Source organism: Thiomicrorhabdus chilensis DSM 12352 (assembly GCF_000483485.1).
GTDB lineage: Bacteria > Pseudomonadota > Gammaproteobacteria > Thiomicrospirales > Thiomicrospiraceae > Thiomicrorhabdus > Thiomicrorhabdus chilensis.
In genome coordinates this window covers 1274359-1299357 of sequence record NZ_KI519609.1, presented here as the reverse complement: position 1 = coordinate 1299357, position 24999 = coordinate 1274359, and the positions used below count along the sequence as shown (strand labels likewise).

Genomic DNA, 24999 nt, shown 5'->3' with positions numbered 1-24999 from the left:
GGGTTTAAGCAAAACAAGCCCCTGAGCGGATAACCTAGATGAAAAAAACGGCCATTCACCATGGAGAGATCCGATAGATGAAAAGGCCGTTTTATTGAAAAAACCAGTAGATTATGCCGTAAAACGGCGTAAATATCGACTTAAATTTCCATTAAGCTCGCTTCTTTTTCCGCAAGAGAGCTGTCAACTTTGCCAACGATCTCATCGGTAATTTTCTGAATCTGGTCTTCTGCCTGGCGAGCCTCGTCTTCGGTAATGTCCTTGTCCTTTAATAAGGTCTTGATGTCATTGTTGGCATCGCGACGGATATTACGGATAGCTACCCTAGCCTGTTCAGCCTCGTTGCGCGCCACCTTGATAAAGTCTCGGCGGCGTTCTTCCGTCAGCGGCGGCATAGGAATGCGGATCAAGTTTCCGGTGGTTGACGGGTTGATGCCCAGGTCGGACGTCATGATCGCCTTTTCAACGACCGCGACCATTGGCTGCTCCCAAGGTTGTACCGTCAGGGTTCTCGCGTCTTCAATATTGACATTGGCTACTTGGCTAATCGGCACTTCAGAGCCGTAATATTCAACGGATATTGAGTCAAGGATACTTGGGTGTGCACGACCTGTACGAATCTTGGCAAAATTGCTTTCCAAGTTCTCGAAAGATTTCTGCATTCTGTTTTTAGCATCTTCACGAATTTCATTTATCATCTTTATTCTCCTGAGCTTACCAAGGTGCCTTCATCTTCACCCTGAACAATTCTAATGGCGGCATGGTCTTTAAACATATCAAAAACACGAATCGGCATCTTATGGTCTCGGCACAATACAAAGGCGGTCATATCCATTACCTGCAGATTCTTCTGTATCACTTGATCGTAAGTAAGGGATTGGTAGCGAGTTGCGGAAGCATCCTTGACCGGATCTGCGGTATAAATGCCGTCCACCTTAGTGGCTTTCAATACGATATCAGCATCGATTTCCACGCCTCGCAAAGCCGCTGCGGTATCGGTTGTGAAAAACGGACTGCCCGTTCCGGCCGCAAATACAACGATGTTACCGTTTGCCAACTGTTTCTTTACCTCATTGGCATTAAACCCGCTGGAAACGCCTTCAATCGTCATCGCTGAATACACACTGGATGAAAGTCCGGCGCTTTCAATTACATCTCGCAGTGCAATCGCGTTAATGACGGTTGCCATCATTCCCATATGATCCCCGGTGGTTCGCTGGATGCCAGCACCTTGGATCTGGGCGCCGCGGAAAATATTGCCTCCTCCTACGACGATGCCAATCTCAACCCCTAAATCATGCAGCGCCTTAACCTCACCAACCACCTGCTTCAAGGTGTCGGCGTCCAAACCAAACTGCCCTTTTCCCATCAGTGCTTCACCACTAAACTTTAAAAGAATGCGTTTGTATTTCAATGCCATGATTTTTTCCTTACTGAATTTAAGCCTAAGCGTTTTGTAAGAAACTCTCGTAAACAAAGCCTCTTACAAAACGTTTTTGGATACAAAAAAGCCACAGAAAGCTTTTGTGGTTACCCACCAAAAGCTGACCATGGCCTTAAGAAAGAAGTTTGATTAACCGGTTACTGCTTTTGCAGCCGCAGCGACTTCATCCGCAAAGTTGGTTTCTTCAATCTCAATACCTTCACCCACTTCCAAACGAATGAAGCTACTTACAGACGCATCATTTGATTTAAGAAGTTTTTCAACAGTCTGATCAGAATCCTTAACAAAAGGCTGACCTAACAACGTGATTTCCTGAAGGAATTTACGCATACGCCCTTCAATCATCTTCTCGATAATCTCCATTGGCTTGCCGCTTTCTTTTGCCTGTTCGATCTGGAAATTACGCTCTTTCTCAACCATTTCTTGGTCTACGTCATCCGCAGAAACGGCTGTTGGCTTCAATGCTGCTACATGCATGGCGACATCACGTGCCAAGTCTTCATTGCCACCAGTCATATCGACCACAACACCGATCTTCTCGCCGTGCTGGTATTGACCGATTTGGCCATTGGTTTCAATCAGCTCAACACGACGTACTGCGATATTTTCACCAATTTTAGCGATGAGTTCACGACGACGAAGATCAATCGTCTGACCATTAGCCATGGTTTCACCCATTAACGCTTCGATATCCGTCGTGCCTTTTGCCAATGCGATCTGTGCGATTTCATTGGCGAAATCTTTGAACTCGTCACCTTTGGCAACAAAATCGGTTTCACAGTTCACTTCTGCGATAGCCGCTTTTTTCTTATCGTCAGAAACGGCAATTGCAACCACACCTTCAGCTGCAACACGTCCTGCTTTTTTATCTGCACCAGCCATGCCCTTCTTGCGAAGAAATTCAACCGCAGCATCCATATCACCATCGGTTTCGGCCAATGCCTTTTTACAATCCATCATACCTGCGCCGGTCATTTCGCGCAGTTCTTTTACCATACCAGCTGTAATCGCCATAATGTTATTCCTTATCTTGAGTGAATTCGTTAAACAAAAAGGCCCGGTTATGACCAGGCCTGTTCAATTTTATTCGGCCGCTTTTTCTTCAGCTTCTACGAAATCATCACCTTCAACCGCAGTTGTAATGGTGTTTTTACCTTCAATGACAGCGTCAGCCGCAGCCGATAGGTAAAGTTTGATGGCACGGATAGCATCGTCGTTACCAGGAATAACATAGTCGATAGCACGTGGGTCGTTGTTGGTATCAACCACACCAATAACCGGAATGCCTAGATTCTTGGCTTCCTGGATGGCGATAGATTCATTACCTGTATCGATAACGAAAATAGCATCTGGCATGGCGCGCATATCTTTGATACCACCCAAAGAAAGCTCTAGCTTGTCTTTCTGGCGACGCATCATCAGTGCTTCTTTCTTGGTGATCTTCTCAAAAGTACCATCTTGTTCCATGGTTTCAAGCTCTTTTAAACGCTTGATAGACTGCTTAATGGTTTTGAAGTTTGTCAACATACCACCCAACCAACGGTGGTTTACATATGGCATGCCACAACGGGTCGCTTCTTCAGCAACGATATCACGGGCTGCACGTTTAGTACCCACAAACAACACTTTACCTTTGTTTGCAGCAACACCGCCCATGACATTCAATGCATCATTGAATAATGGAAGGGTTTTCTCAAGGTTAACGATATGAATCTTATTGCGAGCACCAAAGATGTACTCACCCATTTTAGGGTTCCAGTAACGGGTCTGGTGTCCGAAGTGAACACCGGCTTCTAGCATTTGGCGCATTGTAACTTTTGCCATGATTTTTTCTCCAATTTGGGGTTAGGCCTCCGTTCACCCATAAAACGAACTCGAAACACCTTAAGTAAAGGTTTTCCAGCACCCCGTTTTATGTCTCGGTAAACGTGCGGATTTTCTGTTAGAATTCCTCTCATTCGAAAGGCGCGGCATTTATATCATATTCCGCCCAATTTCACAATTTAAATCCTACTATTTCGGTTAATTTTTAGCGGTTCACATCAAAGCGATCACACTATGGCAATAAAAATCAAAACAGCACAAGAAATTCAAAAGTTAAGACTGGCGGGACGACTGGCCGCTGAGGTTCTGGAAATGATTGAACCCCATGTGGTTGCCGGTGTATCCACCGGTGAGCTAAACCGTATTATGCATGATTATATGACAAACCAGCAAAATGTTATTCCTGCTACTCTCAACTACCACGGATTCCCGGCTTCCAGTTGTATATCCATTAATCACGTAGTCTGTCACGGCATTCCCGACGACAACAAAAAACTTAAAAAAGGCGATATCGTCAATATTGACGTCACCGTCATTAAAGACGGTTACCATGGCGATACCAGCAGAATGTTCGAAGTGGGCGATGTCAAACCTTTTGCCCACCGATTGTGCCAAGTTGCGCAAGAATGTTTGTGGCTGGGAATAGAACAAGTCAAACCGGAGGCGACGTTATATGATGTGGCTCTCGCCATTCAAAACCATGCTGAACAGCAAGGTTTCTCGGTAGTCAGAGAGTATTGCGGCCACGGCATCGGTGCCGATTTTCATGAAGAGCCTCAAGTACTGCATTATGCCGCACCGGAATTGAAAGAGATTGTGCTCAAGCCCGGAATGGTATTTACCATCGAACCAATGATCAACCTTGGCAAGGCGGCAGTGAAATTATTGGGGGACAACTGGACGGTCATCACCAAAGACCGCAAACTGTCCGCTCAATGGGAACATACTTTGACGGTCACCGAAGACGGCTATGAAATCTTTACTTTGCGAGAAGGTGAAAAGCCGGTATTGCCCGTTTAATTGAATTGCCGTGCTTCTTGCCTGACCATTGTAAAATGAAGATTTCCACCTCTTAAACCAATTAAGCGAGTAACCTTAACATGAGCTCAGCCCCCTCTACGGTTCCCAGTTTTGTGCAGGCGTTAGATCAAGGTAGCAACCCTTTTGAAGCCATACAGGCTGGGCGTGAAACCTTGAAGCAATTTACCGAACATCAGTTTTCGCAATATGATCAAGGGGCCGCGGTAGCTGAGCTGGTTAAAGAGCGTTCCACTTTTATTGATCAAATTCTCAAAAAGATCTGGCATCACTTTATTCCAGCCGAGGTACCGGCCGCCTTGCTGGCCGTAGGTGGATATGGTCGCGGTGAACTGCACCCCTATTCCGATATCGACGTGCTGATTTTGACCGATGAAGCGGCCTGCAATCAAGAAGCATTCTCTCAATTTATAACCTTTCTATGGGATTTGGGCTTCGATGTCGGTCACGCACTGCGCACCGTGGACGAATGCGTTAGCGCTGGTCTTGAAGACGTGGCCACCGCAACCAACCTGCTTGAATCGCGCTGGATCACCGGTGATTACGAGCTCTATGAAGGCTTGATGAACATTTGGAACCGCAGTGATTTTTGGCCAAGCCAGACTTTTTTTCAAGCCAAGTTCGCCGAACAGGAAACTCGTCACAAACGTTTCAACGACACCACCTATCAACTGGAACCCAATGTTAAAGAAAGCCCAGGTGGTTTGCGTGACATCCAGACCGTCTACTGGGTGGCGAAACGTCACTACAAGGCCTCATCCATTAACCAGTTGTTACAGCATCAGTTCTTGACCACTGAGGAGTATCGTGAAATTGAAGCCGCCTACAAGTACCTGAACCGGGTACGTTTTGCCCTGCACCGCTTCAAGAAACGCCGTGAAGACCGTCTGCTGTTCGATCACCAGCAACATATAGCGGAGACGTTTGGCTATCAGGATACCGATGAGAAGATGGCGGTAGAGCAGTTTATGAACAGCTATTACCGTAATGTGCAGAATGTAGTCAAACTCAATGAAATTCTGCTGCAGCACTTCAGGGAAGAGATCTTTAATTCCGGCCAGCCGGAGATCAAAAAAATCAATACACGTTTCAAGACGGTGGATCAGTATCTGGATATCCAACACCCGGAGGTATTCAAACAGTTTCCTTCGGCTCTGCTGGAGATATTCCTGATTTTGCAGCACTACCCGGAAATTGAAGGCATCCGTTCGCATACTATCCGCTCCATCCGCGACAACCTACATTTGATTGACGAGGATTTTCGCAATGACACCATCAATAACGCCCTGTTCATCGAAATTTTCCGTCAGCCTCATGGCGTCAATGCCGCGATTAAACGCATGCACAGCTATGGCATTCTGAGTGCCTATTTGCCGGTTTTTAAGAAAATCAGCGGACTCATGCAGTTCAATATCTTTCATGCCTACACAGTCGATGACCACACCATTTTGGTGATCCGCAATCTGCGCCGGTTTTTTGTGGACGAATTCGCCTATGAATACCCAACTGCGCACCAGATTGCCAAATCCATCTGCAAACCGGAAATTCTCTTTCTAGCAGGCCTGTTCCACGACATTGCTAAAGGTCGCGGCGGTGCGCACGAAGTATTGGGAGCCGAAGACGCACTGGAGTTTGCCGATCAGCACAACCTTTCTGAAAAGGACGGCCTTCTGTTAAGTTGGCTGGTTCGTCATCACCTGGAGTTCTCGGGCATCGCCCAGAAAAAGGATTTGAGCAATCCGGAAGTGATCCATCATTTTGCCGAACTGGTCAAAGACCATCAACACTTGGATTACCTTTACCTGTTGACGGTCGCCGATGTTTGTGCCACGTCTGACGATGTGTGGAACGACTGGAAAAACGCCCTGTTTCTGGAACTCTACAATGAGACGTCAAAGGTTCTGGATGAACGCTCAAGCACGCCGAAAAACCGGGCTAAAAAGGCACTGCAAACTCAGGAACGAGCCAAAGATTTGCTTGCAAAACGTGACCTAAGGTCTTTGGATTATCAACCGTTTTGGGATAGTCTGAACAAAACCGAGTTCTTCAGTCGACAAACGCCAAACGATGTCGCCCGCATTACCAAACTGCTGTATCGGGCCGAACTCGACCAAATTCATATCCATCTCCAAAACCAAACCCAGCGCGGTGCGACGGAGTTGATGATTTACATGCCGGACCGGGATTATCTGTTTGCCCACATCTCGTCGGCCATGGACAAACTCCATTTGAATATCATGGAAGCGCGCATTTACTCCACGCAAACAAAGATGATGCTGGTCATTCTTTACATACTGGATAATGAGTTGCACAGCATTTCGGATAAACAGATGCATAAAGCGATTGTAGAAAAGATCCAACAGCAACTGGCCTTACCTGAAATCGAACCTCACGAGGTTCAGCCGTTCCATAACTCGCGCCGGGTACGCTGTTTTGAAACACCCACTGAAATTTCATTCCACAAAATCAACAAGCACTTGAGCGAACTTAGCATTCAAACCAAGGACATTCCCGGATTGCTTTCCAGAATCGGACTGGCCTTAAAGACCTGCAACATTCGTATTCATGACGCTAAAATCAACACCGTGGGCGAGAAAGCTGAAGATGTATTTTTAATCAGCGATACGCATGATCGCGCCATCACCGAACAGACACAAAAGGATAAGTTAATCCAGGCTCTGCTGGATTTAATTGAAACCTGAGTAAAAACACGGCCTGCCAAAACAAGCAGGCCTGTCTATTTATCTTAAATAAGCGCTCAAGAATGGTATTCAAATAGTTCAAAGGCGTTTTCATCCGGGTCTTTAACAAACAAAGCCTTTCTTCCTGAACGACTTTGGGTGTAGGGAATGCCCTCATTCTCAAGCCGCGTCTTGAAGCTTTCAATCGAAACGACACGTAAAGCAAAATGGTAGTCCCTGCCTCCGTGCTGCGGACGTACTGTTCCCGCATTAGGGTTGTCCAGTTGCATGATATGCAGGCTCTGTTCCGCTCCTAAGTCTAACCAGTAACCTGGAAATCCCAAGTCAGGGCGAGGCAAAATCTCCAACCCTAATAGAGTGCGATAAAATTGTGCCGATTGTTCTGCATCTTTTACCAAAATACTGACATGATCCAAACCTAACACGTTTGCCATAGTTCCCCTTCGTTGCATGATTGTTGTTCTGATTGATAGCAAGCAAAAAACTTTACCATTTTTGCAAAAGATTCCCGAACTATTTAGGATTATTTAGGCTTATTGAATTGCCCATCCAATAGATAAAAACTGCATATTCAAGGTTGTTAAGAAAACTTAAAAAGCTGATTGATGCGAGCAGAGGAGCTGAATACGTCGGATAAATGCCAACAACACAGAAAAGGAAGTGAAAGTGAGAGTGTTCTATATTAGGCTTCACTCCCCGGTCAGGAAGACCAAGGAATGCATAAGATATCAGAGACGGCTACCTGCCTAAAGCCGCAACCGTCCTGAGTATGAGTGTTTATTAATCGTTGCTGTGTAGTGCGCTGTTCAAACCACCCCACAAAGAACCATCTGTGACGATGGCTTCTACCGCACCGGTCTGGCTATGGCGACGGAACAACAGTTTAGACTGGCCAGACAATTCACGCGCAGACACAATCGAGCCATCCGGCATTTTGACCTTGGTACCGGCTGTTAAATACAAGCCTGACTCGACAATACAATCATCACCCAGCGAGATGCCCAGTCCGGCATTGGCACCCAACAGGTTTCTTTGACCCATTGAAATCACCTGCTTGCCGCCACCTGAAAGCGTCCCCATGATCGATGCGCCACCGCCGATATCGGTGTTTTCACCAATCACCACGCCGGCACTGATGCGACCTTCAACCATGGAGTTACCAAGGGTTCCAGCATTAAAGTTCACAAACCCTTCGTGCATCACGGTAGTTCCAGGTGCCAAATGCGCTCCTAGTCGGATGCGGTCGGCATTACCGATACGTACCCCTTCAGGAATCACGTAATCGGTCATGCGCGGGAACTTGTCAATCGAAGTGACGTTAAGTTGATGCGCTTCACCGGCAATCGCTTCACGCAGATTCTCAACCTCAGATGGCAGAACTGGCCCGGCGCTTGTCCATGCAACATTAGTCAACAAGCCAAAAACACCGTCCAAGTTGATTTCATGAGGTTTGACCGCACACTCCGACAACAAATGCAGACGAAGGTAAGCGTCTTCCGCTGACTCTGGCGTGTCATCAACCGAATTGATTTCAACGGTAACAAAATCACTTTTAATCAAACCGGCTTGTAAAGCCAAACAGTTGCGGGCTATTTGCTTGTTGGAACGTGGAAACCACACATCCAAGGTTGCGCCAGTTTTAGTATCGCTATAACGGTGTCCGATTCGTTTGATTGTCATAATGCTACTCTCTTACCTAATTGTTAAAAATAAATTAACCGAGAAGTATACCTGCTCTTGAATCAAACAGAGAAAAAAATCCACCTCAAAAGTGAAATTAAGCGCTTAGGCATGTTGCTCAAATTATCGGAAAACCATGAAGTTGCTGATTTATCTCGATGCCAGCATTTTTTATTTCGAAATAATCAGGAGGGATTAATTATGCTCCAAGCATCAATCTGCTTAAAAATGCTTTAAAATTATCCATTACCTCAAAAAACTGATTAACCCTGAATTAGGATTATTATGATTTTATATGGCATACCCAATTGCGACAGCGTACGAAAAGCTCGCAAGTTCTTAGACAATCAACAAATCAACTACCATTTCCACGATTTTAAAAAAGACGGACTCTCGCTGGAGACCATACAAAACTGGTTGCAGTTTCAACCAATCGAAGTTCTGGTCAATAAACGCAGTACCAGCTGGAAGCAGCTGAACGAAGATCAGAAAGACAACTTAATGAATCAGAGCGATTTAAGTCTTTTATGCGAAATGCCAACCCTAATCAAACGGCCTGTGTTACAAACCGACGATCATATTCTAGTCGGATTCAAACTGGATGAATACCAGGCACTGGCGTCCTGATAACACTTAAGTCTTTTAAAGAAGCCCGTATAAATTATTTTTCTTATCATATCTTCGTAGAAGGCCGTAAAATAGTCTCCTTAACGATAAAAAGCAGAGTACACCATGTCCGAAACCATTGCCCTAGCCCAACAATTGATTCAAATCGATTCCGTCACACCTGATGACAAAGGTTGCCAAAATTTGATTGCCGACTATCTGCGTCCATTAGGCTTCAATATAGAAGCGATGCCGTTTGGTGAAGTGTCTAATCTCTGGGCCAGAAAAGGCGATCAAGGGCCTTTTATCGTTTTTGCAGGGCACACGGATGTGGTGCCAACCGGACCTGAATCGGCATGGAGCCACCCACCCTTTTCCGCTCATATTGAAGGCGACATGATGTATGGACGCGGGACGGCGGATATGAAGAGCAGCATCGCCTGTTTCATGGTGGCTTGCAAACGTTTTATTGGTGACTTTCCGCAACACGCCGGGTCTATCGGTTATCTGATAACAAGTGACGAAGAAGGTCCAGCAATTGATGGCACGGTTAAGGTCATCGAAACGCTTGAGGCTCGTAATGAGAAATTCGATTACTGCCTGGTAGGCGAGCCGTCAAGTTCTAAAAAGCTCGGAGATTCGATTAAAAACGGGCGTCGCGGCTCATTGAGCGGACACTTGACCATTAAAGGCATTCAAGGACATATCGCTTATCCTGAACTCGCCGAAAACCCGATTCATACCCTGGCGCCAGCATTAGAGCAGCTAGTGCATCTGCAGTGGGATCACGGCAACGAATACTTCCCGCCAACCTCCTTCCAGATTTCAAACATCAACGCAGGCACTGGTGCCACCAATGTGATACCGGGCAGTGTGGAGGTTTTGTTTAATTTCCGCTTCTCAACCGAGCACACTCCGGAAACCTTAAAAGAAGGCGTCCATGCGGTATTGGATCATCATAATCTAAACTATGATCTCGACTGGAGTCTTTCCGGATTGCCATTTATCACACCCGCTCAAGGAGAGCTCATCCAAGCGGTCACTCAAGCGACAAAAACGGTGATGGGTTATGAGCCTGAATTGTCTACTGGAGGCGGCACTTCCGACGGACGTTTTATTGCGCCAACCGGTGCTCAGGTCATCGAGCTGGGTCCGTTGAATGCAACCATTCATCAGATCGATGAGCGTGTCAGCATTTCGGATCTTGAACATCTCACTGAGATTTATTATCAGACGCTCGTCAATTTGCTGGCCTCTTAAAAGAAAATCGATTATGACCGAAACGCAACTGCCTCATTCCATTCAGTATTTGCTTTTAGCCTTACAGATACTGGCTTTAGGGATCTTTTTATACTTTATCTGGCCACAGCTCAAAAGTGAAAAGTGGCGAGAAAAATTCATTGAAAACAGACAGGCCTTTTCATTACTGATCGTCTTTACGCTGATTTTGGTTTTTGTGTTCGGCATAGGTCAGTTTTTTGATCTGTTTTTTCCCATCGAGCGCTTGGATCTTCCTAATCACTCTCCCTCAACCCCCTAATTTAGTTGCGCCGACGGCCTCTTCTGACCTTTCTGAATGATTGCCTTAAAGGCACTGGAATTACGATTTTATTAAGCGTAAAATCAAAGTGAAGATTCATTAAATTTAGAAAGGAATTTCATGTCTGACGCTCAAAAAATCGCCCATTCTGTTTTAGGGCAAGACCTGACAACTGAAGATTGTGAGGTGCTGGCCAGCGCTGTTGAAACCCGTCAACTCAGCAAAGGTGAAATTTTATTTGAAGAAGGTTCTCAGGATAACACCCTCTACATTTTGATTACCGGAAAAATCGAGGTGTTGAAAATGTTGTCAGCGGACACTTCAATCTCGATTGATACATTGATGGAGGGCAGCATGTCGGGTGAATTGAGTTTCATTGACGGCAATCCACACTCCATGCGTTTGGTGGCCAAAAAAGACAGTGAAGTTCTGTTGTTGCGCCGTGACCGTTTTGAAGCTTTAGTGGAATCCCATCCACTCGTAACCTTCCATGTGATGCGTTCTATCTTGCGTTACTCTCATATCTTGCAACGTAAAATGAACGCCAAATATCTGGAAATGCATCGCATGGTTCAGAATCAATACACCGCCCAGTATTAATTTTTACAACATCAATTATTGAAGCGTTATACCAAAAAGGAGGCATTTGCCTCCTTTTCATTTAGTGAACTTTAAAGCCCGTGTGTTTAACCATTTAAATGTCCGTTGCGGATGGCGTTGACCACATAAACCGCATAAACCACCAAGGCGACCGTGACCATCACCCAAGTGCTTTCCGCACCGACCAAATTGGTGGCAAACACAATCAAAATGGCCACTGGCGCTATCCAACGCAAATCCATAAGCAACCATTTCATGGCCCCTTGTTCGAGTTCAATCTCAGCATATCGTTGCTCTTGTTTCATCACCCAAGCAACAAACACAGAAATCAGTAACCCGCCGAGAGGCAGCATGATATTGGCGGTTAGAAAATCCACGCTTTCAAAAAAATTACGCTCACCCAAAAAGTGTACGTCTGCCCAATCGTTAAAAGAAAGTACGCTGCCGATGCCTACTACCCAAATTATAAAGCCAAGCAACCAAGCCGCTTTAAGGCGTTTGATATCCCAGTTCTGTTCAAACCAACTCACCGCCGGCTCTAGCAGTGAAATAGAAGAACTGAGCGCCGCCATGACAACCAGCGCAAAAAACAAGGTACCAAAAAACCACCCTCCCGTCATTTGACCGAAGGCGATCGGCAAGGTTTGAAACAGCAAGCCTGGACCTGAGCCCGCTTGCAAACCGTTGGCAAATACAATCGAGAAAATAACAAGCCCGGCCAATAAAGCCACCAGTGTATCGGCAAATGCAATCCACATTCCCGCCTTTACGATGGAGTGTTTTCTTGATAAATATGACCCATACACCATCATGGTGCCTAACCCGATGCTGAGCGTGAAAAAAGCGTGACCCATGGCGGTTAAAACGGCCGCCCAGGAGAGTTTTGTGAAATCGGGGTAAAATAAGAAACCGAAACTCTGGCCAAACGCACCGGTTGTGGTCGCATAACCCAAAAGCACCAACAGAATGAGCAACAGCCCCGGCATTAAAAAACTGATGGCTCTTTCTATGCCGCTTTTGACACCTTTTGCGACGACGATGGCGGTTAACAGCGATAAAGCGCTGTGCCAAAACATCAGTTCATAGGGGTTATGAAGCAGGCCTTCAAAATGTGTACCGGCCTGATCCGGCGTAATATCAATAAACGCCCCTTGCAAACTTTCAAAAAAATAGGCGGCACCCCATCCGGCAACGACCGTATAAAAAGAGAGGATGAGTGCGGCAGCGAGAACGCCATTGAGCCCCAGTAGAAACCATAAAGGGCTGGCCGAATTCTGGCGGGAAAGGTTGGCCATGCTTTGGACTGGATTGGCTTGGCCGGCGCGGCCCAAAGCGAGTTCTGAAAGTAGAACCGGAATACCGATCAACAGGATGCAGGCCAAGTAGACCAGTACAAACGCCCCTCCGCCATTTTCACCGGTAATATAAGGAAATTTCCATAAATTCCCCAATCCAACGGCCGAGCCGATCGCAGCTAGAATGAATATGGTTTGATTTGACCAACCTTCTTCAGAAAGTTTCAATTGACTCATGCATCTTCCTTTATAATTAACCCCTCGAAATCATTATATCAAAGAGTAAAATGCACATTCAGGCCAACTATTCACTTAAAAAACACAACACTTTTAAGATCGATGTGAAAGCCCAATACTACGTCGAAATCAGCCGACAAAGTGATATTGCGACCTTGCGCTCCGATCTGACACTCTCCTCCCTGCCTTGGCGAATTATAGGCGGTGGCAGTAACATGTTGCTTACAAACGATATTGAAGGGGTTTTGGTTCACTGTGCATTCAAAAAACTTAAAGTCGTGAAAACCGATGAAGACAACGTGTGGATTTCGGTCGGCGCCGGGATGAAATGGCACGACTTGGTGACTTATACGGTCGAACATGACCTTTGGGGCTTGGAGAATCTTGCTCTGATTCCCGGAACCGTCGGCGCGGCACCTGTTCAGAATATCGGCGCTTATGGTGCAGAGGCGCGGGATGCGATCACCCGTGTTCAAACATTGAACCTCTACAATGGCCAACGGACCGAATTTCGTAATGCGGAATGTAATTTCGGTTATCGCACCAGTGTGTTCAAACAGGAGTTGGCCGACAAGGTTTTGGTTCACCGGGTCACCTTCCGTTTAAGAAAACTGCATGCGGGTCATCCCAACTTGATGTTCGAGCCCCTTAAAAACGCTTTATCTGAAATACCCAAATCGGAACTCACTCCGAAAATGATCTATGACGAAGTCATTAAGATTCGTCAGTCAAAAATACCGGATCCAGAAATATACGGCAATGCCGGAAGTTTCTTTAAGAATCCAGTCATTAGCCCCGCCTACTTTGAAGAAATGCTCGAGACCTATTCCGACCTGCCTCACCATAAGACCCTGGACGGACAATACAAAATCCCTGCCGCTTGGTTAATTGAACAAGCCAACTGGAAAGGCCAGCGACACGGCAAAGCCAGAGTGTCGAACAAACATGCGTTGATCCTGGAAAACCTGGGCGGCGCCAGTGGTCAGGATATTGTCGAACTGTCGCAGATGGTACAAAATGCGGTGGATCATAAGTTTGGAATCCATCTAGAGCCGGAAGTCATTATTATCTAATCCTCTTTTTAGGCGGGTATGGATAAACGGCTAGAACTCACCGCTAAAAGGCGCAAAAACCTATCCAAAACCAGCAGGCCTGCTGGTTTCAAACACCTTGAACTCGCCGCTTTAACCACCTAAGAACTCTCGTTCTTGATGCCCTCGCCTTGCTTCTCTTCAACTCCCGAATTCAAGTTTAAAGCGCCTTTATCCGCTTCCAGATGCAAGGTACGTGTTGGGAAGGCAATCTCGGCACCATGCGCTTCAATGATGTCGCTGACCTTTAACATGATATCCTGTTTGATTTCATGAAAACGTATCCACTCGGTGGTTTTGGTGAATGTATAGATGAAGAAATCCAGCGATGAAGGCCCGAACTGATTGAAGTTTACAATCATAGTCTGATTCAAATCGATTTCCGGATGCTGTCTTAACATGACCTTGACCGCATCGGTAATCGAATTCATCTGTTTGACGTCCGCATAACGAATTCCCACCGTTTCCTTGATGCGCCGGTTGGTCATCCGCGACGGGTTTTCGATTGAGATATTGGAAAATATCCCATTGGGGATATACAAAGGCCGTTTATCAAAGGTACGCACCGTAGTCATACGCCAACCGATTTTTTCGACCGTTCCTTCCACTTCCTTGTCGGGAGAACGAATCCAGTCACCGACCGTGAAAGGTTTGTCCATATACAGCATCAGTCCGCCAAATACATTGCCCAGCAGGTCTTTAGCCGCAAAACCGATCGCAATGCCGCCTACCCCCCCAAACGCTAGCAAACCGGCCAGGCTGACACCAAAGGCGTTCAAGAAGAACAGAATGGTAAGAATGAAAGCAAGCAGTTTGATGATTTTAGCCAGCGCTTCTACGGTGACGGCGTCTAGCCGTTCGTCTTCACGGGCATATTCTTTTAAGTGTAACTCTAGACGATGCACCAAACGAATCACATACCAACCAAATGACAGAGTCAGAATGGTCGATTTAAAAGACTGGATAAACGGGATCATGTCCACATACACATCGAAGTGCATGATCACCGTGGTCAGTGTCAATACCGAACCATTGACCCAGATAAAAAACGAAGCAGGCGAACGCGCGGCATCCACAAAACTGTCCAGCCAAACCTTCTCTTTTTTCAACAAGCGATAGTGTAGGATTTTCAGAATCGTACGTTGTGTCAGGTCAATAACCGCAGTGACGAATAAGATCCCGGTGACAATCAGAATCCAGACATTATCACCAAACATCGTGACCAGTTCGGTCCAGGTTTGCGTTGCCCACGCCATATTAAATTAACTCCTGCTGATCGTTTAATTGGTTTAGAAGGTTGATTTCGGTGACGGCAGCCTGCCATAAAGGATGATAAGGCAACTTGGAATACGCGATTTTGTCGTGTGCATGCAAACGAATCAAACGCGCATGAGAAAGCGGTCCGGCATGCCAATTCAGTTTAGACAATACTTCATCGGCCGCCAGAGGATCGTTGCATACCAACACCAAGTCGCAACCAGCCTGAAGCGCCTTCAAGACACGTTCAGCAGGCGGACCAAATTCGGCTGCGGCCTGCATGCTCATATCGTCGCTGATAATGGCACCTTCAAAATGACATTGTGAGCGCAATACCGTCTGCAACCAATGAGTAGAAAAGCCTGCCGGTAGCGCATCCACTTTTGAATAAATCACATGCGCCGGCATGACCGCATCCACCCCGTTTTCAATCAGACTTAAAAACGGCTGTATGTCTTTTTGTTGAATTTCCGCAAACGGGCGTTCATCGACGGCTATCTCGGTATGGGTATCGGCTTCGATAAAACCATGCCCCGGAAAATGTTTGGCCACCGATGCCATCCCAGCTTTACGCATCCCGGTCATCAAATGAAAAGCGAGTTGTCCGACGGTCACCGGGTTCATCGCAAAAGCACGGTCCCCAATCACTTTACTGCCACCATAATCAAGGTCTACAACCGGAGCAAAACTAAAATCCACGCCAACTGAAAGCAGTTCGCTGGCAAGCAACCAGCCAATTTTTTCTGCAACAGCAAAACTGTGTTTGGCATCCTTGGCGTGCAATTGCCCCAGAGTACGCATTGGCGGAAGGCGTGTGAACCCGTCCCTAAAGCGCTGCACCCGCCCTCCTTCATGATCAACCGCTATCAACAAGCGAGGATGCCTCAATGCATGGATAGAGGCCGTCAAAGATTGCAACTGTTCAATGGATTCGAAATTACGGGTGAATAAAATAACGCCCGCCACTTTCGGGTCAAGCAGTCGTTCTTTTTCATCTGGCTGAAGTTCCGTGCCTTGAATGTCAATCATCACCGAACCAAGTGACATGGATTCACCCGTTGTGTTGTTCATATCTATCCTTTATTAAGAGAGCTTTGCACGAGATGGTTGCACGAATAAAAATGGTTAAAAATCGTCTGATTTTTGTTGTACCCCAAGGGCACTTCCGTTGGGCCACAACTTGCTAATAGCCAGCTATTAGCTGCGTTTTCCGCCTCAACCAGCCAATTTTTTCCTCATTTTTCTTTCGCGCCCCACTCGTGCAAAGTTCTCATTAAGTACATTTCGGGCTATGATACCCAAAAACCAAAGGGATGGGCAATCTTCAAATGAATGTCATATAGCTTTTATATGCTAACAAAGATACATTAGAGAAAAGAACGGATTCAAAGTATGACAAAACTCATCGGCATCGCCACCCATCCAGAATCAAAAGCGCCAATCACCCAGCATCAAAGCATCTATGTGAGTCGTGAAAACGGACTCGAAAACGACTATCAGGGTTCCAAGAAACGTAAAAACCAGGTCACTTTATTGTCCCTTAAAAGTTGGGATAAAGCTTGCGAGCTCGCAGGAACAGAGCTCGACTGGTCGGAACGACGCGCCAATTTATTGATTGACGATATAGAATTCGACGAGAGCATGATCGGCCAACAGGTTCAGATTGGCAGCATTCTCCTGGAAATTACGGCGGAAACCGATCCATGCGACAGAATGGAAGCCTTGGCACCCGGACTGAAAGCGGCTTTGACACCCAACTGGTATGGCGGCGCACGCTGCAAGGTGTTGCGAGAAGGGCAAATTCAGCTTGGCGACAAAGTCAGCCTTCTCAAACGTTTCTGAGGATGGCGTTAAACCCAGCACCTCAATCTTTTGGGTGGACACATCCAAAGCAACTTTAGCCTCGGTTATGGCGCGCCTTAACATCCAGATGATCACGCCACTGATCGCCTATCAAATTCACCGCCAACACCACCAACATTAATGCGATTCCCGGTGCCAATACCAAGTGCGGCGCAACCAGAAGGTAGCGTGTCCCCTCTTTGATCATATTGCCCCAAGAGGAATCCGGCGCCTGCACGCCCAACCCCAAAAACGACAGGCCAGCCTCTGAAATGACAGCTCCGGCAATGCCAAAGGTCGCTTCAACGCCCAAAGGGGCCAACAGTAAAGGAACCACATGACGAAACAGAATCAACCAGGTCGGAATCGCAAGCGTTCTGGCCGCTAATATATGCTCACGACTACGCAAACTCAGTGTTTGCGCCCTGGCCAGACGTGCATAGCCGACCCAGCCCACCACCACCAAAGCAAATACCACGTTTTCAATTCCCGGCCCCAAAATGGCCGCCAAGGCGATGGCCAGCAACAAGCCCGGAAACGCCAAGAAAACGTCAATCACTTTTGTAATTATACGGTCGGTCCAACCCCCGGCGTAAGCGCTGTACACACCAATGCTTGTGCCGATGATGGCCGAAAAGAACACCACGCCCACCGCCACAAAAAGAGAGGTTTGAGCCCCCAATACAATGCGTTCCAAAACAGGACGGCCCAGCTGATCGGTTCCCAATAAGGCCTGCGTATCAGGAGGCTGCAGAAATTGAGTGAGCATCACCTCATTTGCCTGGTCGCCAATCCAGAAACCAAGCGCCGCCATCAAAACCCAAATCAAGATGATACTGTAACTGACATATCGCAACATCTATGCGTCCCTTATTTACGGATTCTGATACGCGGATCTAGCCACGCATAGACTAATTCGGTCAAGCCGTTAACGGTGATGTAAGCGACACTGATCACCAGAATACACGCCTGCACCACCGGATAATCACGGCGTTGAATGGATTCAACCAACAGTTGACCCAATCCAGGCCAGTCAAACACGACTTCGGTAATTACCGCGCCCCCCAGCAAGGTTCCCAACTGCAAACCTAAAATCGTCACCACGGGTAGCAGCGCATTCATTAAAGCGTGTCTGCCATACACCAGACGTCCGCTTAACCCTTTGGCTTTGGCGGTTCGAATATAATCTTCGTGCATCACTTCCAGCAGCGAAGCCCTGAGCATACGTGCCAGAATCGCCGCTAAGGCGGTGCCCAAGGTGATTGCGGGCAGCACCCAGGAATAATCCTGATCAGCGCCGCTTACCGGGAACCAGCCCAAAAATAAAGAGAAAAACAGAATCAGCATCGGCCCCAGCCAGAAATTTGGAATCGACACGCCCAGAAGGGAAACGCTCATGGACAGGTGATCCGGCCAAAGGCCTGCCCGCAACGCCGCCCAAATCCCCAAAGGAAAGGCAATCAAAACCGCAATCGCCAAAGCCATCAAAGCCAGTTGTAAGGTCATTGGAAAGCGCTCGGCAATCAGTGACGAGACATCCTGCTGAAAAAACAGCGACTGCCCCAGATCCAACTGAACCAGGCCCTGCAAGTAATGCAGATATTGCATCAAAATCGGTTGATCGAGTCCCAGTTGTGCTCTGAGAGCGTTTTCATCCGCTGTATTCGCCCAATCGCCCAGCATCACGGCCACCGGGTCGCCCGGCACCAAGTGAATCAGGAAAAACACCAAGGTGCCCACAATCCAGGAAACAAATATCACCGAGCCCAATAGCCGTAAAAGGTAAGCAATCATGCCTGAATATCCACCTCTGTCCCGGTTTTAACCAAGTCAAACAGTTGCACAATATCCCGGTTTCGCATGCGTATGCAGCCATGCGACTTAGGTTCGCCCATGGGTTCGCTGTCCGGGGTGCCATGAATATAGATATAACGTTGCATGGTATCCACCTGTCCCAGGCGGTTTTTCCCCAGCTCCTTGCCGGAAAGCCACAGAATACGGCTGAGTATCCAATCACGTTCTGGATAATCGGCCGCTAAGGCTGGCGAATAGATTTCACCGGTCAGGCGTCTGCCTATGAATACACTGTTTATTGGCGTCCCGGCACCTATTTTGGCACGGATCACATGTTTCCCCAGAGGGGTCTTGCCAGAGTCCTTTTCGCTGCCTGATCCATTCAAAGCGGTACTGACCGGAAAGCTCAAGACAGTCTTGGACCCCTCAAGCAGTCTTAAGGTCTGGTCTGTTATGGAAATTATGATTGAGTACGACAAAAAGTTCTGCTGCTTTAAAGTTAAATGAATTTGAACCGGCGAAACGCCCTGAACAAAAATATTCTACCCTTGATTGCGCCAGGTTTGAAAAGGTTTCAATGGATTTTTAGCAGGCCTGTCAAACAGGCCTGCTAAAACCCTCCACTCAAGCACTGACTGGCGCTAATTGAATTGACGTTTGAACTGCCAGATACCAAACCAAAACAGCAGCGTGCCCAAACCAAAAAGTTGCAGCAATGGTTGCCACATCAGTTGCAGTGTCGCGCCCTTGAGGATAATACTGTACCCGATGTCAATGTAATAAGACAAAGGTGATAAAAACATCAAGTATTGCTGAAAATCCGGCATGGACTCACGCGGCGTCCAGGCACCGGAAAGCAACAGCATCGGCATTAACAACATGAAGGATACCATCAGCGCCTGCCCTAAATTGCGACTGACACTGGAAATGAATAAGCCCAGTCCGGAAACCGCATACACAAACACCATTGTCACCATAAAGAAGGAAAGCAAACTGCCTCGGAAAGGCACTTGAAAAACATTGCCGATGATTCCGAAAATGCACACCGCCACACCGATCAGAATGATGATTTCAGCGGCCAGTATTTTCGGAAACAGAATCTGAAACGGCGATAATGGCGCCACGGAAAGCTGCTCGATGGTGCCGCGTTCCTTTTCACGCACGACAATCGCGGCAGGCAGAAACAGAGACAACAACGTGATGACGGTCATCATATCCGAGATGGGCATAAACCACGTGCTTTTTCCTTCCGGGTTGTAATTGATTTTTTGGCGCTCTTCAACCATGGGAACCTGAATGGAATCCGGATCCACCACTTTCAAATTTTTCAGCATCCACTGTTGGTTGTACTCGGCATTCATCAATCCCGAATAACTGTTGGCCAGCGTACCCAGAATGATATTGCTGGCATCAAGCTGCAGTTGAATCGAGGTTTGTTGATTGAGTAACAGCTTTTTTTGGAAATCCGCCGGAATTTCAAATACCCCAATTACTTCCCCCTTGTCCAGCATAACATTGGCTTGCTGCTGGGATTGGGCGTGGCCGAGTACATTGTAATAAGGTTGTTTGAGCTGGCTGATCCATTCGCGGGAAGCCTCACTGCGGTCATGGTCCAACACCACCACAGAGGCATTGTTCAATTCCATGCTGACACCCGATCCAGCAATATAGATTTCTGCCGTGAAAAACCAGGCCACAGCAAACAGCAAAACGATATCCCGCGAGAACTGCAACAGTTCTTTTTTGGTTAAGGCATAGACTCTAATCCACCACAACCGATTCATGAGTTCACCCTTTTACGGAAACGCCAGATGGACAAACTCCATAGCAAAATGGCATAGCCTGCCAACACCATGACATTGGTGCCCAGTTCCGGCCAACCTTGTCCTTTTAGAAAACTTCCCCAGACAATATTGAGTTGGTACATCGCAGGTAACAAATGCGCTTCCACTCGGGCGGCGGTCTCCATAGAATTAACCGGCATTAACAGTCCGGACATCATGATTCCCGGAATCATGGTACCCAACATCGTAATCAGAGCCGCAGAAGCCTGTGTTTTTACCATCGTCGACACCAGCATTCCTATGCCGGTGGCGCAACTTACATAAAACAGGGAAGCAGTCAGATACAACAGCGGATCGCCTTTAAAAGGCACACCGAATAGAACCAGAGCCATCCATGAAAGAATCAACAGGTTTAACATTGAAATCAGTACGTAAGGAAGGATTTTGCCGATAATAAATTCCGAACGAGTGACCGTTGAGGCGTAAATATTGAAGATCGAACCGCTCTCTTTCTCGCGCACCACACCCAAAGCCGTGAGTATGGCCGGAGCCATCAGCATCACCAGCATGATCATGCCCGAGCCGGTCGACCACAAACTACTCAGCTTTTCATTGTATAAATAGCGTGTTTCCAGAGTGACCGGTTGCAAAAGTGCCGCAATCTCATGGGAATTCATGCCCTGCTTCTTTTTTAACCACTGCGTCATCAACTCTTGATTGTAGTTGGCATTGATGGCGGAGACATAACCTTTGACTACCTTGGCTTGAAAAGTGAACAGACCATCGATAACCGGTTGAATTTGGACGCGCTGACCCTGTAATAAATCCCGCTGAAACCCGGGCGGAATCACTAGAATAAAACGGACTTTATTTTGCATCATCAGAGGTTCTGCAAGTTTTTCATGGGCTTTCATGCCGCGATAGTCAAAATACCGAGAATCAATAAATCGATGCAGATAATCACGACTTTGCTGACTTTGATCATAATCAACCGCCACAAACGGAATCTTCTCAACATCCATTGACAAACCAAATCCCAGAACCACCATCATCATCGTTGGAATCATAAACGCCATCGACAAATAGAGCTTATCTCGCCAGATCTCGATGATTTCCTTGATGGCAACCGTTTTCACCCGTGACCACTTCATGAAACCTCCTTGCTGTGAGCAGCATCAGAGTGTTCAGTTTCGATGAAATGAATGAACACGTCTTCCAAAGATGGCGACAATTGCTGTATGCCGCGAATCATCACTTGTTGAGTATGGAGTATTTGCTCTATTTCCGAGAGGGTCTGTTCCGGATTAAGTGAAAACAAATGCACCCGTTTGCCAAATAAGGAGGCCTGCTCATATTGTGCCTTTTTTAGGATGCTCAAGGCATCATAGGGACGGTCAACTCTAATGCTGATGACTTGACCCAAATCATCGGCGACCTGTTGCCTTAAACTTTGAGGGCTTCCCTGAGCCACAATTCGGCCACTCTGCATTAAAGCCAAGTTGTCGCAATGTTCTGCCTCACTCATGTAGTGTGTGGTCACCAAAATGGCCACGCCGTTCAGTTTTGCCAGTGAAACTAGGATTTCCCAGAACTGCTGTCGTCCTAACGGATCCACGCCGGAGGTTGGTTCGTCCAAGAAAAGCACTTTAGGCTCGTGCAATAAGGCGCACCCCAATGCCAGACGCTGACGCAAGCCCATTGGCAAACGTCCGGCCAGCGTATCGGTTTCGGCTTGCAAGCTGCCCATTTTTAACGCCCATTCAATTCGTGACTTAAGCTTGCCTCTTGATACACCGTAGATTTGACCATAAAGTTTGAGGTTTTCATGTACTGTCAGGTCTGCATACAATGAAAACGATTGTGACATGTAGCCAATTTTCTGTTTGATGTCGATACCCGAGTCTTTCAATGAGCTTTGCGATATGTGCCCATACCCTTGGGAAGGTTTGAGCAGGCCTGTCAACATCTTGATGGCGGTACTTTTACCGGCTCCATTCGCACCCAGCAAGCCGAAAATCTCACCGGCTTTGACGTCAAAACTGACTTCATCCACGGCCACAAAGTCACCAAAAAAACGACTTAAAGACTTGGCTTCTATCATTAATTCCTTCGGATCAAAAGCAGGGCGTTCTTCGAACTGGATAGCAGAAACTTCAATCGCCCCTGCCTGTTGTTGGATATCATTGTCGCTTTCCTTCTGTCTCCAACGCGCCAGGAGTCCAATAAACACGTCTTCCAGTTCAATCGGTCGAATAAACAAATCATGCACCAATCCAAACTCTTTCAAGAGGTTATTAAGCTGCATTTCAAAGTCCTCTTTGCTGCTGCCCAATGCCACGATTCGCATGCGCTCCCCAATAATTTCAACCTGAGAGAACAGCGTTTTAAGGTGCTGATAAAATGTCAGTGCCTCACCACAATAACATTCGGCCACCCAACCTTTTACATCCTCAAGAATGGAATCGGGCTCGCCTTGCGCAAGCACTTTGCCTTCATAGAAAAAAGATAGGTTTTGAAAACGCTCCGCCTCATCCATGTAGGAAGTGGAAACCAACGCCGTCATCTGTTCATGCTGAACCAGATAAGAGAGTATCTCCCAGAAATCGCGGCGCGAAACCGGATCGACACCGGTGGTCGGCTCATCCAGAATCACCAATTCCGGTTTATGAATCAAGGTACAAACCAATCCCAGTTTCTGCTTCATTCCGCCAGACAGGTTTTTCATCGGACGGTCACGAAATGCATTCAACTGGGTCATATCCAGCAACTGCTGTTTGCGTTGCTCCCTTTCATCTTTGGGCACATTACGTAAATCAGCAAAAAAATTGATGTTTTCTTCAATGGTGAGTTCCGGGTAAAGGTTCAACCCCAACCCTTGCGGCATAAACCCGATTCTGGATTTGATGGTTTCGGCGTCCTTATCGCTTGCCAGTGATTGGCCAAAAACCTTGACCTGCCCCGAATCGTAACGCAAAACACCGGCCAGGATCTGCATGACACTGCTTTTTCCGGCCCCGTCCGGACCAATCAAACCATAAATCTCACCTTGGCTGACGTTTAAATCAACCGACTTGACCGCGGGGTGTTTTCTGTAGCACTTAGTTAGCTGGCTGACTTCAATAATGGCAGGCATTTTACGCTCGTCACTCAATATGAATGTAAGCATCGGCAGGTAAGCCGGGGGTCACTCGATGTTGAGGGTTTTCTTGCAGATACAGTTTGATTACATAGACCAGCTTCACGCGTTCTTCCTGAGTCTGTACCTCTTTAGGGGTAAATTCAGCTTGAGAAGAAATATAACGAATTTCGGAAGCAAACGGTCTATCCGGCAATGAGTCCAGGTAAAGATCGGCCTTTAACCCCAAATGAATTTTACCGATCTGGTTTTCGGCAATATAGCCTTTAAGAAAAACCTGATCCAAGTTAACGATGTCGAACAGGCCGGTGCCACTGTTGATGACTTCACCTTCATTGACTAGTTTGGTGGTGACCACGCCATCGATCGGCGAACGAATTTTCATGTCATCCAAAACGCTCATGGCCTCCATCAGCCCTGCCTGAGCTTGTAATGTCTGGGCTTTGACTGCCTCGGTCACTTCACGTTTAGCCGCTAATTCCTGCCAACCCAGTTCCACCAAGGCCAAGGCCTTACGTGCCTGGTCTACCGCCGTTTCAGCCGTCACTGCTTGGGCGTGCAATGTTTTCAAGTTTAAAGCCGCATTCTCTACATCGTGCTCGGAGACCGCTTTCTTTTTATAAAGCTTCTGCATCCGTTTCAAATCCACCCTGGCTTGCTCTTCGCTGGCTTGAGCGGCTTTTAAGGCGGCTTGAACATGGGTTAATTGCGCTTGTGAGGACTCAATTTGCAATGGTGTCTGCTTTTCAAAAACCAGCAGGCCTGTCTTAGAGGCTTTGTAATTGGCCAGCGAGGCGCCGTATGCCGCGGCGGCCTGAGTGACTTTTGCCCTTATTTGCGCATCATCCAGCACCGCCAGCACCTGTCCTTTTTGAACTTGGTCGCCTTCGGCCACTTTCACCTCAAAGACCTTGCCGGCTACTTTAGTCGAAGCCAGGTGATGCTCACCTTCAATTCGGCCGTTTACTTTGATCAGGTTGTCAGGAACACTTTCCGGACGAGAATTGATGAACCCGTAAAGGGCGATGGCGAATAAAAGACCGACAAAAAGAACACCGAGGCGCGTTTTGGTTTTGGTTTGCATGAACCACTCCATAAGGCTGAATATACGCTGAATAGAAAAAGGGAG

24 protein-coding genes are annotated in these 24999 nt (G+C 47.1%); 8 read left to right on the top strand and 16 right to left on the bottom strand.

The window, feature by feature from the left end:
• Positions 1–140 precede the first annotated feature (140 nt).
• The 4 genes from frr to rpsB all read right to left on the bottom strand — a co-directional run bounded on the left by frr (position 141) and on the right by rpsB (position 3268).
• Positions 141–698 (bottom strand): ribosome recycling factor, encoded by a 558-nt coding sequence (frr, locus tag B076_RS0106200; RefSeq protein WP_028486551.1) that lies wholly within the window; start codon positions 696–698, stop codon positions 141–143.
• A gap of 2 nt (positions 699–700) precedes the next feature.
• Positions 701–1420, bottom strand: coding sequence for a UMP kinase (gene pyrH, locus B076_RS0106195; RefSeq protein ID WP_028486550.1), 720 nt, complete (start codon positions 1418–1420; stop codon positions 701–703).
• 153 nt (positions 1421–1573) lie between these two features.
• Complete coding sequence (gene tsf / locus B076_RS0106190) at positions 1574–2458, bottom strand: translation elongation factor Ts (protein WP_028486549.1); 885 nt, start codon at positions 2456–2458, stop codon at positions 1574–1576.
• Positions 2459–2527: 69 nt separating this feature from the next.
• The gene (gene rpsB / locus B076_RS0106185) at positions 2528–3268 is read right to left on the bottom strand and encodes a 30S ribosomal protein S2 (RefSeq protein ID WP_028486548.1); all 741 of its coding nucleotides are present in this window, start codon (positions 3266–3268) and stop codon (positions 2528–2530) included.
• Between the two features lie 234 nt (positions 3269–3502).
• Here rpsB and map point away from each other — a divergent pair, with 234 nt between their 5' ends.
• Together map and glnD are read left to right on the top strand one after the other, a co-directional pair.
• Complete coding sequence (gene map, locus B076_RS0106180; RefSeq protein WP_028486547.1) at positions 3503–4288, top strand: type I methionyl aminopeptidase; 786 nt, start codon at positions 3503–3505, stop codon at positions 4286–4288.
• 80 nt (positions 4289–4368) lie between these two features.
• On the top strand, positions 4369–7008 hold the full coding sequence (glnD, locus tag B076_RS0106175; RefSeq protein WP_028486546.1) for a [protein-PII] uridylyltransferase: 2640 nt from the start codon (positions 4369–4371) through the stop codon (positions 7006–7008).
• 56 nt (positions 7009–7064) lie between these two features.
• On the opposite strand, the gene B076_RS0106170 is transcribed toward glnD, so the two are convergent.
• Together B076_RS0106170 and B076_RS0106165 are read right to left on the bottom strand one after the other, a co-directional pair.
• Positions 7065–7442: a VOC family protein gene (locus B076_RS0106170; protein WP_038150452.1), complete on the bottom strand. Its 378-nt coding sequence runs from the start codon at positions 7440–7442 to the stop codon at positions 7065–7067.
• Between the two features lie 346 nt (positions 7443–7788).
• Positions 7789–8688, bottom strand: coding sequence for a DapH/DapD/GlmU-related protein (locus B076_RS0106165; protein WP_028486544.1), 900 nt, complete (start codon positions 8686–8688; stop codon positions 7789–7791).
• Between the two features lie 285 nt (positions 8689–8973).
• On the opposite strand from B076_RS0106165, the gene B076_RS0106160 reads away from it, so the two are divergent.
• The 4 genes from B076_RS0106160 (at position 8974) to B076_RS0106145 (ending at position 11434) form a co-directional block, all read left to right on the top strand.
• A complete protein-coding gene (locus tag B076_RS0106160) occupies positions 8974–9315 on the top strand; it encodes an arsenate reductase (protein WP_038150450.1) in 342 nt (113 codons plus the stop codon).
• A 105-nt stretch (positions 9316–9420) separates the two neighbouring features.
• Positions 9421–10554, top strand: a complete 1134-nt coding sequence (gene dapE, locus B076_RS0106155) for a succinyl-diaminopimelate desuccinylase (protein ID WP_028486542.1) — start codon at positions 9421–9423, stop codon at positions 10552–10554.
• Positions 10555–10567: 13 nt separating this feature from the next.
• Positions 10568–10834: a hypothetical protein gene (locus B076_RS0106150; protein ID WP_245566329.1), complete on the top strand. Its 267-nt coding sequence runs from the start codon at positions 10568–10570 to the stop codon at positions 10832–10834.
• A gap of 120 nt (positions 10835–10954) precedes the next feature.
• Positions 10955–11434: a Crp/Fnr family transcriptional regulator gene (locus B076_RS0106145; RefSeq protein ID WP_028486540.1), complete on the top strand. Its 480-nt coding sequence runs from the start codon at positions 10955–10957 to the stop codon at positions 11432–11434.
• 86 nt (positions 11435–11520) lie between these two features.
• On the opposite strand, the gene B076_RS12275 is transcribed toward B076_RS0106145, so the two are convergent.
• A complete protein-coding gene (locus B076_RS12275; RefSeq protein WP_051347214.1) occupies positions 11521–12966 on the bottom strand; it encodes a sodium-dependent transporter in 1446 nt (481 codons plus the stop codon).
• A gap of 50 nt (positions 12967–13016) precedes the next feature.
• Between B076_RS12275 and murB the strand changes: the two genes are divergently transcribed.
• Positions 13017–14039 carry a UDP-N-acetylmuramate dehydrogenase gene (murB, locus tag B076_RS0106135; RefSeq protein ID WP_028486539.1) on the top strand — a complete coding sequence of 341 codons (1023 nt, stop codon included), beginning with the start codon at positions 13017–13019 and terminating at the stop codon, positions 14037–14039.
• Between the two features lie 119 nt (positions 14040–14158).
• Here murB and B076_RS12270 read toward each other — a convergent pair whose 3' ends face one another.
• Together B076_RS12270 and nagZ are read right to left on the bottom strand one after the other, a co-directional pair.
• Positions 14159–15313, bottom strand: coding sequence for a mechanosensitive ion channel family protein (locus B076_RS12270; RefSeq protein WP_051347213.1), 1155 nt, complete (start codon positions 15311–15313; stop codon positions 14159–14161).
• Position 15314: 1 nt separating this feature from the next.
• A complete protein-coding gene (nagZ, locus tag B076_RS0106125) occupies positions 15315–16385 on the bottom strand; it encodes a beta-N-acetylhexosaminidase (protein WP_245566328.1) in 1071 nt (356 codons plus the stop codon).
• A gap of 321 nt (positions 16386–16706) precedes the next feature.
• Between nagZ and B076_RS0106120 the strand changes: the two genes are divergently transcribed.
• Positions 16707–17156: an MOSC domain-containing protein gene (locus B076_RS0106120; RefSeq protein ID WP_028486537.1), complete on the top strand. Its 450-nt coding sequence runs from the start codon at positions 16707–16709 to the stop codon at positions 17154–17156.
• Positions 17157–17211: 55 nt separating this feature from the next.
• Here B076_RS0106120 and B076_RS0106115 read toward each other — a convergent pair whose 3' ends face one another.
• The 7 genes from B076_RS0106115 to B076_RS0106085 all read right to left on the bottom strand — a co-directional run bounded on the left by B076_RS0106115 (position 17212) and on the right by B076_RS0106085 (position 24954).
• On the bottom strand, positions 17212–18015 hold the full coding sequence (locus tag B076_RS0106115) for an ABC transporter permease (protein WP_028486536.1): 804 nt from the start codon (positions 18013–18015) through the stop codon (positions 17212–17214).
• Between the two features lie 11 nt (positions 18016–18026).
• Complete coding sequence (gene nikB, locus B076_RS0106110; RefSeq protein WP_028486535.1) at positions 18027–18950, bottom strand: nickel ABC transporter permease; 924 nt, start codon at positions 18948–18950, stop codon at positions 18027–18029.
• A complete protein-coding gene (locus B076_RS0106105; protein ID WP_028486534.1) occupies positions 18947–19429 on the bottom strand; it encodes a L,D-transpeptidase family protein in 483 nt (160 codons plus the stop codon). Before B076_RS0106105 ends, nikB begins: the two co-directional genes overlap by 4 nt.
• Positions 19430–19591: 162 nt before the next feature.
• A complete protein-coding gene (locus B076_RS0106100; protein WP_028486533.1) occupies positions 19592–20734 on the bottom strand; it encodes an ABC transporter permease in 1143 nt (380 codons plus the stop codon).
• Positions 20731–21885 carry an ABC transporter permease gene (locus B076_RS0106095; RefSeq protein ID WP_028486532.1) on the bottom strand — a complete coding sequence of 385 codons (1155 nt, stop codon included), beginning with the start codon at positions 21883–21885 and terminating at the stop codon, positions 20731–20733. Before B076_RS0106095 ends, B076_RS0106100 begins: the two co-directional genes overlap by 4 nt.
• Positions 21882–23900, bottom strand: coding sequence for an ATP-binding cassette domain-containing protein (locus tag B076_RS0106090; protein WP_245566327.1), 2019 nt, complete (start codon positions 23898–23900; stop codon positions 21882–21884). Before B076_RS0106090 ends, B076_RS0106095 begins: the two co-directional genes overlap by 4 nt.
• Positions 23878–24954, bottom strand: a complete 1077-nt coding sequence (locus B076_RS0106085) for an HlyD family secretion protein (protein ID WP_028486530.1) — start codon at positions 24952–24954, stop codon at positions 23878–23880. The genes B076_RS0106090 and B076_RS0106085 overlap by 23 nt, the downstream gene beginning before the upstream one ends.
• Between the last annotated feature and the right edge of the window lie 45 nt (positions 24955–24999).